This window comes from Pseudomonas sp. RG1, from assembly GCF_025910115.1.
Taxonomy (GTDB): Bacteria; Pseudomonadota; Gammaproteobacteria; order Pseudomonadales; family Pseudomonadaceae; genus Aquipseudomonas; species Aquipseudomonas atacamensis.
Map to the genome: position 1 here is coordinate 109,809 of NZ_JAPCIK010000012.1, position 12,405 is coordinate 122,213.

15 protein-coding genes are annotated in these 12,405 nt (G+C 60.3%); 8 read left to right on the forward strand and 7 right to left on the reverse strand.

The annotated features are described in order from the left end of the window. Positions 1–50 precede the first annotated feature (50 nt). Together OK411_RS08120 and OK411_RS08125 are read left to right on the forward strand one after the other, a co-directional pair. Complete coding sequence (locus tag OK411_RS08120; RefSeq protein WP_123442913.1) at positions 51–971, forward strand: LysR substrate-binding domain-containing protein; 921 nt, start codon at positions 51–53, stop codon at positions 969–971. Between the two features lie 165 nt (positions 972–1,136). Beyond that, the gene (locus OK411_RS08125) at positions 1,137–1,502 is read left to right on the forward strand and encodes a 5-carboxymethyl-2-hydroxymuconate Delta-isomerase (protein WP_016771238.1); all 366 of its coding nucleotides are present in this window, start codon (positions 1,137–1,139) and stop codon (positions 1,500–1,502) included. 3 nt (positions 1,503–1,505) lie between these two features. Here OK411_RS08125 and OK411_RS08130 read toward each other — a convergent pair whose 3' ends face one another. Together OK411_RS08130 and OK411_RS08135 are read right to left on the reverse strand one after the other, a co-directional pair. Beyond that, positions 1,506–2,441 (reverse strand): LysR family transcriptional regulator, encoded by a 936-nt coding sequence (locus tag OK411_RS08130; RefSeq protein WP_024012014.1) that lies wholly within the window; start codon positions 2,439–2,441, stop codon positions 1,506–1,508. Positions 2,442–2,618: 177 nt separating this feature from the next. Beyond that, positions 2,619–3,791, reverse strand: coding sequence for a cyanate transporter (locus tag OK411_RS08135; protein ID WP_264364709.1), 1,173 nt, complete (start codon positions 3,789–3,791; stop codon positions 2,619–2,621). Positions 3,792–4,194: 403 nt separating this feature from the next. Here OK411_RS08135 and OK411_RS08140 point away from each other — a divergent pair, with 403 nt between their 5' ends. The 5 genes from OK411_RS08140 (at position 4,195) to OK411_RS08160 (ending at position 9,173) form a co-directional block, all read left to right on the forward strand. Further along, positions 4,195–5,844 (forward strand): phosphoethanolamine transferase, encoded by a 1,650-nt coding sequence (locus OK411_RS08140; protein ID WP_264364710.1) that lies wholly within the window; start codon positions 4,195–4,197, stop codon positions 5,842–5,844. Between the two features lie 163 nt (positions 5,845–6,007). After that, the gene (rnd, locus tag OK411_RS08145) at positions 6,008–7,141 is read left to right on the forward strand and encodes a ribonuclease D (RefSeq protein ID WP_071174688.1); all 1,134 of its coding nucleotides are present in this window, start codon (positions 6,008–6,010) and stop codon (positions 7,139–7,141) included. Then, positions 7,138–7,431, forward strand: coding sequence for a YcgL domain-containing protein (locus OK411_RS08150; RefSeq protein WP_016771234.1), 294 nt, complete (start codon positions 7,138–7,140; stop codon positions 7,429–7,431). The genes rnd and OK411_RS08150 overlap by 4 nt, the downstream gene beginning before the upstream one ends. A gap of 105 nt (positions 7,432–7,536) precedes the next feature. Then, positions 7,537–8,469: a D-2-hydroxyacid dehydrogenase gene (locus OK411_RS08155; RefSeq protein ID WP_073472920.1), complete on the forward strand. Its 933-nt coding sequence runs from the start codon at positions 7,537–7,539 to the stop codon at positions 8,467–8,469. A 254-nt stretch (positions 8,470–8,723) separates the two neighbouring features. After that, positions 8,724–9,173, forward strand: a complete 450-nt coding sequence (locus OK411_RS08160; RefSeq protein ID WP_016771232.1) for a YcgN family cysteine cluster protein — start codon at positions 8,724–8,726, stop codon at positions 9,171–9,173. A gap of 107 nt (positions 9,174–9,280) precedes the next feature. Here the strand turns inward: OK411_RS08160 and OK411_RS08165 are convergent, their stop codons facing one another. From OK411_RS08165 to OK411_RS08180, 4 genes are all read right to left on the reverse strand, one after another. Further along, positions 9,281–9,658 carry a DUF2892 domain-containing protein gene (locus OK411_RS08165; protein ID WP_110645006.1) on the reverse strand — a complete coding sequence of 126 codons (378 nt, stop codon included), beginning with the start codon at positions 9,656–9,658 and terminating at the stop codon, positions 9,281–9,283. Between the two features lie 81 nt (positions 9,659–9,739). Further along, positions 9,740–10,210, reverse strand: a complete 471-nt coding sequence (locus OK411_RS08170) for an RNA methyltransferase (protein ID WP_046816778.1) — start codon at positions 10,208–10,210, stop codon at positions 9,740–9,742. Positions 10,211–10,380: 170 nt separating this feature from the next. Continuing rightward, positions 10,381–10,752, reverse strand: a complete 372-nt coding sequence (locus tag OK411_RS08175) for a YajD family HNH nuclease (protein ID WP_007944009.1) — start codon at positions 10,750–10,752, stop codon at positions 10,381–10,383. Between the two features lie 49 nt (positions 10,753–10,801). After that, positions 10,802–11,488 (reverse strand): spermidine synthase, encoded by a 687-nt coding sequence (locus OK411_RS08180; protein ID WP_258711193.1) that lies wholly within the window; start codon positions 11,486–11,488, stop codon positions 10,802–10,804. 80 nt (positions 11,489–11,568) lie between these two features. Between OK411_RS08180 and OK411_RS08185 the strand changes: the two genes are divergently transcribed. Further along, entirely contained in the window at positions 11,569–11,853 is a 285-nt protein-coding gene (locus OK411_RS08185; RefSeq protein WP_016771228.1) for a hypothetical protein, read from the forward strand. Here the strand turns inward: OK411_RS08185 and OK411_RS08190 are convergent. Continuing rightward, positions 11,850–12,323, reverse strand: a complete 474-nt coding sequence (locus OK411_RS08190; protein ID WP_016771227.1) for a cyclic nucleotide-binding domain-containing protein — start codon at positions 12,321–12,323, stop codon at positions 11,850–11,852. The genes OK411_RS08185 and OK411_RS08190 overlap by 4 nt on opposite strands. Between the last annotated feature and the right edge of the window lie 82 nt (positions 12,324–12,405).

The window sequence follows — 12,405 nt, forward strand, 5'->3', positions numbered from 1 at the left end:
GGTCCCAGGCCTTTCTACACTGCCGCAATTCCGGGGAGCAGGGGCAATGGATGAACCGCAATGAACTACGCAAGGCCGACATCAACCTGATGGTGGTGTTCGAGACCCTGATGCTCGAACGCAACGTGACCCGTGCGGCGGAGAAGCTGTTCCTCGGCCAGCCGACCATCAGTTCGGCACTCAACCGTTTGCGCACGATGCTCAATGATCCGCTTTTCATCCGCGTCGGCCATCGCATGGAACCGACGGCCCGCGCCGAAGACATTTACCGCCATCTCAAACCGGCACTGGATTCACTGTCGGCGGCGCTGAGCCTGACCCGCGATTTCGATCCCGCCACCAGCACCATGACCTTTCGCATCGGCCTGTCCGACGACGTCGAATTCGGCCTGCTGCCGCCGCTGTTGCGCGCGCTGCGCCAGGAAGCACCGAGCGTGGTGTTCGTGGTGCAGCATGTCGATTACTGGCGCATTCCCGACCTGTTGGCCGCCGGCGATATCACCGTCGGCATCAGCCAGACCCGGGGCCTGCCGGCCAACGCCAAACGCAAACTGCTGCGGCACATCCAGCCGAGCATCCTGCGCGCCGATGCCTCTGCTACACCGCTGACCCTCGACGAATATTGCGCTCGCCCGCATGTGCTGGTGTCGCACACGGCCAATGTCAGTGGCTACGCCGATGAGTGGCTGGCGGAACTGGGCCGCACGCGGCAGGTGGTGTTGTCGGTGCCGCAATACAGCGCACTGCCGGCGTTGCTGGCCGGCACCGACCTGATCGCCAGCCTGCCGGATTACACCGCAGCGGCGATGGCGGCGTCCGGGGCGCTGTTCCAGGAACCGTTTCCGTTCAAGACGCCGACATTGGACCTGTCGATGGTCTGGCTAAGCCACGTCGACAGCGACCCGGCCGAACGCTGGCTGCGCTCGCGGCTCGAAGCGTTCATGAGTGAACGGCCGCTGATTCCGTCCTGACAAGCACCACACAACCCTGTGGGAGCGAGCCTGCTCGCGAAGCCGTTCGGCAGGCGCGGATGTGCAAACTGAAAGGACGCTTTCGCGAGCAGGCTCGCTCCCACAAATGACGCTGTGTGATTGTGTTATATGTACGCCCCCGCATCCGCCGACTGGAGATCCGCAATGCCACATCTGCACATGGAATACACCGCCAACCTGACGCAGTTGAACGCTGACATCGCCCTGATCCGGCTCAACAACACGCTCGTTGGTTCCGGTCAGTTCGGCGCGGAGTTCGACATCAAGAGCCGCGCGATCAAGATCGACAACTTCAAGGTCGGCACGGCGCAGGGCGAGCGCGCCTTCGTCCATGTGAAACTGGCCTTGCTCAGCGGGCGCTCGGCGGAGATCAAGAAGCAGCTCTCGCAAAGCCTGTTGGCGGTGTTGCAGGAACTCTGCGAATGGCCGGCCGGGCTCGAAGTGCAACTGTGTGTCGAACTGCTCGACATCGATCGCGAGTCCTACAGCAAAGCCGCGATCGGCGTCTGACGCTCAGGCGTTTTCCAGCTCGCTGCACACCTGAATCACCTGCTCGCGCAGCCAGACGTTGGCGCTGTCCTGATCGGCGTTCTGGCTCCACTGCATGTCGAGGGTGAAACCCGGCAAGCCATTGGGTGCCTCGCAGTGGTTGAACACCGCATCGTTGGTCAGCAAACGCTGGATACGCCGGGGCAGGGTGAGGATGAAATCGGTGCCGGTGATCATCTTCAACGCGGCGCTGTAGCTGTTCGAGCGCGCGACAATCTGACGTTTCTGCGCCTGCCGCGCCAACCAGCCGTCGACCATGTTGGTGCTTGATGTCCATGGCGTCGGGAACACATGCCGACGTTCGGTGAATGCTTGCAGGCTCAGGCGCGGCTCCAGTGGCGTGGCGCGTTTGTCGAAGACGCAGACCAGATCATCTTCCAGCAGCATCCGTGATTTCAGATCTGCATGCTGGCGGTGAAAGTGCGGGCCGAAACTGATCACCAGGTCGAGGCTGCCGTCGCGCAACTCTTCGGCCGGAACGTCGGTTTCAAACTTGTGCATGTTGACCATCACCGGCAAGTCATCGAAGTCGAAGCGCTTCAACAGTCGCGGCAGAATCAATTGCTCGAAGTATTCCGGTGCGCAAATGTTGAAAGTCACCGCCTGCCGACTCGGGTCGAAGGCCGGGGCACCGGCGTGGCAGAGGTTGATGCTTTCGAGGATTTTCTGCACATGGCCGTACATGCTGCAGGCTTTGTAGGTCGGGCGCATGCCGGTGCGGGTGTTGATGAACAGTTCGTCTTCGAAACTGGTGCGCAGTTTCTTCAGGCAATAACTGACGGTGGACTGGCTGACGAACAGGGTTTCCGAGACATCGGTGACACTGCTCTGCTCGTACACGGCGACGAATACCATCAAGTCCTGCATGTCGAGCTTGCGAAGCAAATTACTGTTCAGCATGAGTTCCGTCTCGCTGTGCCCCCTTGCGCAGAATTCGCGCAAACGTGTGCGTACGATCCTAACGGAACGATGGTGCCAGGAGAAACCCTTGTAGGACATTTCACGGACACATGTGGGACAGAAACTTTTAGCAACACGACGTTGCCAATCTCGTGCGCAAAAGATGGCCAGAGGCCTCTAGCCCGGGCGAGGCAAGTGGCGCGCGTAGTGGCGAGGGTCGAAGCGCATCACCATCAGCAGCATGATCACCATCACCGCCGTCAACGCCCACCACGCGCCTTCGAAATTGCCCAGCCGATCGCGAATCATCCCTGCCAACAGCGGCGAGAGGCCGGCGATCAGATAACCGATCCCCTGTACAAACGCGGTCAGGCCACCGGCACGCTGCGGCTCGTCGCAGTGATCAAGCGCTACGATCAGGCTCATCGGAAACAGACCGCCAATCCCCAGGCCCAACAGACAAGGCCACAGCAGGGCCAAATATTGCGGGACGAGTATCAGCCCGCAGAAACCGCCGATGATCAGCAACAGCAGAACCGCCAATATCCCACGCCGGTCACGGCTGCGATTGGCGATCGCCGGCACTGCCAGGCCGGAAATGACCTCCATCGCTGTAAGAAAACCCAACAGCAGCCCGGCGTTCTGTTCACTCCAGCCTTTTTCCACGTAATACGGGGCGAGCCAGGCGAGGACGCAGGTGTAGGACGCCGTACCGAGGCCAAAGAAAATCGCCAGCAGCCAGGCGCGAGGGCGGCTGATGAAAGACTCCCGCCGGGTCACCCTTGATATGGCTGGCGCGGGCTGCAAGCACCAGACCAATAAGGCGAGCAACGCAAGCCCTGCCCAAACGGCCAACCCAACGCGCCAACTGCCGGCCTGTACCATCACCAGCGGCGCGAACGAGGCGGCAATCGCCGCGCCGCCCATGATCGAAGTCACATAGATGCCCATGCATAACGCCACGTTGTCAGCAAAGCGCGATTTGATCAGCGCCGGCATCAATGCCTGAATCAGGGCTATGCCAATGCCGGCCAGCATCGCGCTGACGATCAGCTCGATCGCCGAATCGATAAACAGCCGTGACACGCTCGCCAGCCCGATGATCAACAGCGACAGCAGCACCGTGCGTCGGTCGCCCAGGCGCTGGCTGATGCTCAGGCCGAAAAACATCGCCAGTCCCATGGCCATCACCGGCAGCATCGTCAGCAGAGAGGCAAGCGTGAAGCTCAACGGTATATCGCCACGGATCGCCGACAGCAGCGGCCCGATGGCTGCCATTGAGGGGCGCAGATTAAGTGCGACAAGGATGATCGCGAGCATCAGCCAAGCGGCGGGGCGGGTGTGATTCATCAGCAGGCCTTTGAGTGGGGAGGCTGATGATTAGGCGTCGCGTCGCGCGCATCGGCAAATCAGAAAACCCCGGGCCAGACCTAAAAACTCGATAACACCCCTGTCCCGATGTAGGAGTGAGCCTGCTCGCGAATGCGTTCCTCCAGACAGACATTCATTTGCTGACACTGCGCTTTCGCGAGCAGGCTCGCTCCCACAGAGGACATTGCGAAGTGCCTGAAACTGAATAAAACCTGAACCATTCTCAAATACTCGCAAACTTTCACGTTCGTACTCCGAGGCAACTAATCATTAGCATCTTTTTCACGAAAAATTGATCCATGGCTGCCTAAAGTTTGGCATGCCTCGGTGAATGAAATTTTCACAATCGACGAGGCTCTTCTTTCAGGAACAGTCACTCATCATGTTGAAGTTAAAAGCCGTGCGCCCGGAATGGGTGACGTTGTTTGCCAGCGCCTTTTTATTGCTCGGTTTCAATCTGGTGCTTTGGCAACATTTCTTCGAGATCACCGCCGCCGATGGCAAGGGCATCGCCATGCGCGTGGCCTTCGCTGTGATGATCTTTGCCGCGTTCAATATCGTGCTGACGTTATTCGCTTTCCGGCCACTGCTTAAACCACTGTTGACCCTGTTGTTTTTAGTCAGCGCCGGCGTGGCTTATTTCATGAGCCAATATGGCGTGATGATCGATGCCGGCATGTTGCGCAACTTTGCCGAGACCAACGTCACGGAAGTGCGCGATCTGCTCTCGTTGAAGTTGTTTGCTTATATTCTCTTGCTGGGTATTTTGCCGTGTTTGTTGTTGTGGAAAGTACCGGTCAATTATCGCCGCTGGCATCGTGAGTTGTTCAGCAAAGTTATTGTCAGTGTTGCCTCGGCGGCGGTGATCGGTGTTGTCGCATTGGCCAACTACCAAGGCTTGTCGTCGCTGTTTCGCAATCACCACGAAATTCGCCTGATGCTGGTGCCGAGCAATTACATCGGCGCATCCATTGGCTATCTGCAAGAGCAAGTGGTCTCGGCGCAGCAGCCGTTCATCAAGATCGGCGAAGATGCCCAGCGCAATCCCGACCTGCAGCTACAGCCACGCAAATCCCTCACGGTGCTGGTGGTGGGGGAGAGTGCGCGGGCGCAGAACTTCGGCATTCTCGGTTATGACCGCGACACCACCCCGCAACTGGACAAAGAGGCTGGCCTGATCGCTTTTACTGACGTGCATTCCTGCGGCACGGAAACCGCAGTTTCGGTACCGTGCATGTTCTCCAATATGGGTCGCAAGGATTACAACGCCAGCAAGGCCAAGAATGAAGAAGGCTTGCTCGATGTGCTCAAGCGTGCCGGCATCGATGTGATCTGGCGCGATAACCAGTCCGGCTGCAAAGGCACTTGCGACCGCGTCACGGTGCAGGATGTCAGCAAGTTGCAGGACCCTGCGTTATGCGCCAACAGCGAATGTCGCGATGAAATTCTCCTGCAAGGCCTGCAAAGTTTCATCGATCATCTGGACAAGGATACCGTGCTGGTTCTGCACCAGATGGGCAGTCATGGCCCGGACTACTTCAAGCGTTATCCCAAGGAGTACGAACACTTCACTCCGGTCTGTGAAAGTAACGCGCTGAACAATTGCAGCCGCGAAAGTATCGTCAACGGTTACGACAACACGCTGTTCTACACCGACCATGTGCTGGCGAGCCTGATCGATGTGCTGCGCAGCAATCAGGACAAAGTCGACACCGCCATGCTCTATCTGTCGGACCACGGCGAGTCGCTGGGCGAGTACAACCTGTTTCTGCACGGCACGCCGTACATGCTGGCGCCCGAGCAACAGAAGCATGTAGCGATGCTGGCGTGGTTCTCTGACAGCTATCAGAAGGCCTATTCGGTCGACACCCATTGCCTGCAACTGAGCCGGGACAAACCGCTGAGCCAGGACAATCTGTTTCACTCGATGCTCGGCCTGCTGGAAGTGCGCAGCAGCGTGTATCAGCCGGCGCTGGACATGTTTGCCGGTTGTCGCGGCGCGGTGATCGACGGCGTGTTGGCCAAGCAGTGAAGTGTTTCCTGCCCGTCGCGCCAATGCGACGGGCCTTTCTGTTTCTGCTGTCAGACTATTCTTGCTGACAGGCAAGACATTTCCTTACAGCTCTTGCCCTTCAAAGGCGCGTAAATCGTCGGTGGCGATATATACTGCGCGCCATTCTTCAAGGGAGAGCCGTGTGGCTATCGATATTCACTGGATTCGCGACAACGAAAGCCTCGCGCAGTTTTGCGCCGAGTGGCAGCAGCTGCCGTTCGTTGCCCTCGACACCGAATTCATGCGGGTCGACACCTTCTACCCGATTGCCGGCCTGTTGCAGATCGGTGACGGCAAACGCGCCTACCTGATCGATCCGCTGACCATCAACGCCTGGCAACCGCTGGCCGCGTTGCTGGAAAACCCGGCGGTGCTCAAAGTCCTGCACGCCTGCAGCGAAGACCTCGAAGTGCTGTTGCGCCTGACCGGCAGCCTGCCGGCGCCGTTGTTCGACACGCAACTGGCCGCCGCTTACCTGAACCTCGGTTTTTCGATGGGCTATTCGCGACTGGTGCAGGAAGTGCTCGGCATCGACCTGCCCAAGGGCGAGACCCGCTCCGACTGGTTGCAGCGTCCGCTGTCCGAAACCCAGATCAGCTATGCCGCCGAAGACGCCGTGCATCTGGCCGAGGTGTTCGTCGAGTTACGCCCCAAACTGTCCGCCGACAAGTTCGCCTGGGTGCTGGAGGATGGCGCCGAACTGGTTGCCAACCTGCGCCGCGAGACCGATCCGTACGAGGTCTATCGCGAGGCGAAACTGGCGTGGAAGCTGTCCCGTGCGCAACTGGCCGTGCTGCGTGAACTGTGCGCCTGGCGCGAAAAAGAAGCCCGCGCCCGCGACCTGCCGCGCAACCGCATCGTCCGGGAACATTCGCTGTGGCCCCTGGCCCGCACGCAGCCGGATAACCTCGCGGCGCTGGGCAAGATCGAAGACATGCACCCGCGTACCGTACGTCAGGACGGGCAGTTTCTGCTTGATCTGATCAAGCGCTCTGGCAGTGTGGGGCCGGATCAATGGCCGCCGGCAGTGCCCGAGCCGTTGCCGATCGAAGCCGCTGCGTTGATCAAACAACTGCGCGCGCTGGGTCAGGCCGAGGCCGAACGCCTGGGTATTGCCCCGGAACTGATGCTGCGCAAGAAAACCCTCGAAGCCCTGGTCAAAAGCGGCTTCCCCGAGGGTCCTTACCAATTGCCCGATTCGCTGCGTGGCTGGCGCCGCGAATTGCTCGGCCAGAAGCTGCTCGACAGCCTGGCCACCGCCGGAGAACAGCCTTGAAACGTATTTGCTCCATCTACCAAAGCTCCAAGCGCAGCGGCATGTATCTCTACGTGCTCAAGAGCGATGCGCTCGAGCGCGTGCCGGATGCGCTGATGACGGCTTTCGGCAAAGCGAAGCATTCCTTCGATCTGGTGCTGTCGCCCGAGCGCAAGCTGGCCAGCGAAGACATCACCGTGGTTCTGGAAAACCTCGACAAGCAGGGCTATCACCTGCAGATGCCACCGGCCGAGGACGAGTACATCGAGCACTTGCCCGAAGAGTTGCTGCGACGCAACGACCCGGTCTGACCCGCGAGGCCCTGTCCTGGGCCTCGGTTAACCCTGGAACTGTTTTTACCGCGATGGCCGGCCCCAACCCGGCGGCTGTCTGCACGGTTTGCGAAAGGTTTGAAGATGCGCGTTCTGATTGCTGAACACGACCACGCGATATACGCCCGCCTGCTGCGTCAGGCACTGCCCGAGCTTGAAGTCCTGACCAGCGGCGACTCCGCCGAACTGGCGCGGCAGGCCGCCGATTGCCCGGTGTGGCTGGGCCAGCCGGATCTGCTCGCGACCCTGCTGCGCCAGGGCCATCAACCGCAATGGCTGCAATCGACCTGGGCCGGCATCACGCCGCTGCTCGCGGACGGCCTGCGCCGCGACTATCGCCTGACCCGCGCCGTGGGGATTTTCGGTCAGGTCATGGCCGAATACGTGCTGACCTACATCCTCGGCCACGAACGCGAAGTGCTGGCGCGGCTGGTCAGTCAGGTCGAGCGCAAGTGGGACAACCGCAGCGGCCAGAGTCTGGTCGGGCGCAAGGTGCTGATCGTCGGCACCGGTGACATCGGCCAGAGCGTTGCGCAGTTTCTGCGGCCGTTCGGCGTCGAGCTGTACGGTATCGCCAGCAGCGCCCGCGAACAGGCGCCGTTTGTCGAAGTCGGCGCGCTGGCCGATCTTCCGCGATTGGTGGGGGAGGTGGATTACGTGGTCAATCTGCTGCCGAACACCGAACACACCCACGATATCTACGACGCGGCGCTGTTCAAGCAATTCAAACCGACCGGACTGTTCATCAACGCTGGACGCGGTGTCGCGGTGGTCGATGCTGATCTGGTTGAAGCTTTGAAGGAAGGGCATCTGGCCGGCGCGGTGATCGACGTCTGTCGTCAGGAACCATTGCCGCAACGCCATCCGTTCTGGACCGCGTGGGGCTTGCTCCTGACCGGGCACAGCTCGGCACCGACTTCGCCGGCGCTGATGGTGGATTTGTTTGTGCAGAACCTGAAAGCGTATGAGGCGGGTGAAGCGTTGCGTGGCGAGGTGGATTTCACCCGCGGTTACTGACTCTCCACCGACTTCACTGTGGGAGCGAGCCTGCTCGCGAAGAGGGCGTGTCAGTCGACAACAGCGTGTCTGACACAGCGCTTTCGCGAGCAGGCTCGCTCTCACATTGGTTTCAAAGTGCAGCCACCAGTTTGCTCAGCGGGCGGCGCTGGCGCTGACAAGCGGATTTACCGACAGTCGCCAGCGCTTGGCCCTTGCGTCCGCTGGCACTAGACTGGCGGCCTTTTCACCACCTTGATGTTGATGCTTGAGCCATGGCCGCCATAGTCGAACCGTTCTGGAAACGCAAAACCCTCGATCAACTCGATCACGAGGAATGGGAATCGCTGTGCGACGGCTGCGGTCTGTGCTGCCTGCAAAAGCTCGAGGATGAAGAAGACAACAGCGTCTATTACACGCGCATCGCCTGCAAACTGCTGGATCTGAAAACCTGCCAGTGCAGCGATTATCCGAACCGGATCAAGTTTGTCCCGGACTGCATCCAGCTCACGCCGGGTCAGGCGGAAGAATTCAAATGGCTGCCGCCGACCTGCGGTTATCGTCTGGTCAGCGAGGGCAAGGATCTGCCGTTATGGCATCACCTGGTGTGTGGCGACCGCGATGCGGTGCACCATGAGCGGATTTCCCAGTCCGGGCGCATGCTTGCCGAAGGCAGCGTGCCGGAGGATGACTGGGAAGATCATCTGATTTTTCGCGCGGGCTGAAATTTTCTCGCTTCAGGTATATCGCAATCGTTGGCAAGCTCCCACAGGTTTGCTGTGGGAGCTGGCTTGCCAGCGAAGAGGCCATCAGCGGCGTTGAAGATCCCGGATCAAACCCCGGCCTTCGGCGAGGTCAGCGAATCATTGCCGGTCACAGTGGCTGTTTCAGTAGCCACTTCGGCATTGGTCTTCAGCTTGCTCAGCTCTTCCCCGGCGCGTTCGATCTTCGCCCGCACGTTGCTCATGTCCTGACGGCCTTTTTCCAGCAGGCTTTTCGCCGAGCAGTGCCCGGTAATGCCACGGGCCACGGCCATGCCGCCGAGCGCCACTTGAATCAGGCCGAACACGCCGCCACGGCGCAGGCCCTTGCCGACCATCAGCACGCCGCCGGTCAACGAGCCGACGCGCTCCCAGCCATGCACGTTCTTGTGCGAAGGCGACTGGAACGGGGTGGATTCGATGCGTTCTACGCGTTTGAGCTCGCTCATGGTCTATCTCCAGGCAGGGTGCGATTGATAGATAAGCTGACTGCCAGGGCGGTCAGCTTGTTCCATCGAATGTGCGACGCTTCAGCGGAATTTCGGCCCGGAGCGGGTGTTCAGGCCTTTGGCCATGCGGTCGTAGAGCACGACGTTGACGGTGGCGGCGAGGTTCATGCAGCCGGTGGTCGGGATGTACACGACGTCTTCGCACCAGTCGCGAATCTCTTTATCCAGCGAACCGTCCTCGGGGCCGAAGATGTACAGGGCTCGGTCGGGGTGGGTGTATTCGGGCAGCGGCCGGGCGCCGTCGACCAGCTCCACCGCCACGGGTACGCAGTTGAGCGGAAGGATTTTTTTCAGGTCGTCGATGCCGATCAGCGGGATGTCGTAGTGCACGCGTTTGGTGTCGGTGACGAAGTCGGCGGCGCGTTCATAACGCTTGCCGGTGTAGAACACCGACGCCACGCCGTAACAGCCTGCGGCGCGCATCACCGAACCGACGTTCTCCGGTGATTTTGGGTTATACAAACCAATGCAGCTGTACCGTTTGTCTGCCACGAGCGGGGTGCCTTCGAGAAAAAGAGCGCGATTATACGGGGATTGGGGGAGGGCGGGCAGATTCGAGACTTGTGGTGTATGGCAGGCCGCTTTCGCGAGCAGGCTCGCTCCCACATCCCCTGTGGGAGCGAGCCTGCTCGCGAAAGGGCCAGCTCAGGCGATGAAGATCTTCAGTCTTCTTTTTTCATCAAGCCAGCGAGGGCCGCAAACGGATTATGCGTGGCCTTGGCGATCTTTGGTGTGCTCAGCGAGCCTTCGCCGAAATACTGCTGATCGGTATAACGCGAGTGTTCGTTGTCGTGGCAATACAGGCACAACAGCTCCCAGTTCGAGCCGTCCTGCGGGTTGTTGTCATGGTTGTGGTCGCGGTGGTGCACGGTCAGTTCGCTCAGGCGCTTGCCGGAAAATTCACGGGCGCAGCGGCCGCAGACGTGCGGGTACATCTTCAGGGCCTTGTCGCGGTAGCCCATTTCCTTGTCGCGCTGGTTGTCGGCGAGGATGCGGTCCAGCTTCGACGTGTTGGTGGGGGTGGACGAACTCATGGGTTCACCTTTGCAGAAAGACTGATGACGGTTATGCGCAGAGTTTAGCTCAGCCCTTGAGCTTCTCGGCAATCCAGATCGTGTGGCGGGTGCCCTTGTTGCCGTGGGCGAAGACCTGGACTTCTTCGGCCTTGAAACCGGCCTTCTTCAATTTGTCGGAAAACTGCCGGTCGGCGCTGGCCGACCACACCGCGAGCACGCCTTTGGGGCGCAGGGCCTTGGCGCAGGCATTCAGACCAGCGGCGGAGTACAGCCAACTGTTGGCCTTCTGGGTCAGACCTTCAGGGCCGTTGTCGACGTCGAGCATGATCGCGTCGAAACCGTTCGGCTCGCTTTGCAGCACGTTGGCCACATCTTCCATGCGGATCACCGTTCGCGGATCGAGCAATGGCCGACCGGATTTCTCCCCGAGCGGGCCGCGATTCCACTCGACCACGCCGGGCACCAGCTCAGCGACCACCACCTCGGCGGACTTGCCCAGATGCTTGAGTGCCGAGGCGAGGGTGAAACCCATGCCCAGGCCGCCGATCAACACCCGCGAATTCGGCCGGCCGGCGACCCTGCGGCAGGGAATCTCGGCCAGTGCGTCTTCTGAACCGTGCATGCGCGTGTTCATCAACTGCCCGCCGTCGCCGCCCTGGATTTTGATGACGAAGTCCTCGCCATACTCGAACAGGCACAGGGCACCGCCGTTTTCAGGGATCGGGGTGGTGTCGAGCAGAACGAAACGTTTCATGGAAATCTCTACAAGGGGGAAGGCAAGCAGGCGCGTTGGGAGTAGCCTGAGCACAGACTAAAGGCCAAACGGAGCCCTTGATGAAGCGCACCATTCTAACGGTCATTACCCTGGCCGCGCTCGCGATTACTGCGGTGCAGGCCCAGCAGAGCGTTCCGGTCAGCCCGACGCCGCAACCCGGTTCGCCCGGCACTGCGACGCCGACGCCGTATCCGCAGATCACCCCGATCACCCTGCCCAAGTCGGGCGCCGGCAGTGGCAGCCCGCCGCTGGTACCGATCGAAATGCCCAGCCCGCCGAGCAAGGATCAACCGGTGCCGGGCATCGAGCCGAACGGCAACAAGGTCAAGTCCCCCGGCGGTTAAACCTGTTGTGCGGCGAGTTGGCCGTCGGCCATGCGCAGGCGTTTGGACAGCGAGACGGCGAGGGCGCGGATGATCTTTGCGGCGATTTTCGGTGCGTCGTTGAGCATTTTCTCCAGCGAGTCCTTGCCCAGGTTGAGCAACTGACAATTGCTCGCCGCGATACACGTGGCCGAACGGCGTTCGCCATCAAGCACGGCCATTTCACCGAAGGCCCGGCCGCTGCGCAGGGTGGCCATGGTGATCACCTGGCCGTCAGCGCCGGTTTTCTGCACGGCGACCTGGCCGGTGTGGATGATGCACATGAAACTGCCGGCATCACCCTCGCGAAAAATCGCCTCGCCCTCAGCCACGGTGCTGATGCTGAAGTAACCGGAAGCGGCCGCAAAGTCGGCCAGTTGCAATTGATCGAACAGGCCACAGTCCATCAGCCAGTCGCGAATTTCGTTGTTCAGAAAGGTCGGTTCAGACATGTCGATGCGGTCTTTTTGTTATCACATTTCAAGGCTATACACGGATCCCGTAGGAATGGGCTTTTGTGGCGAGGGGATTTAT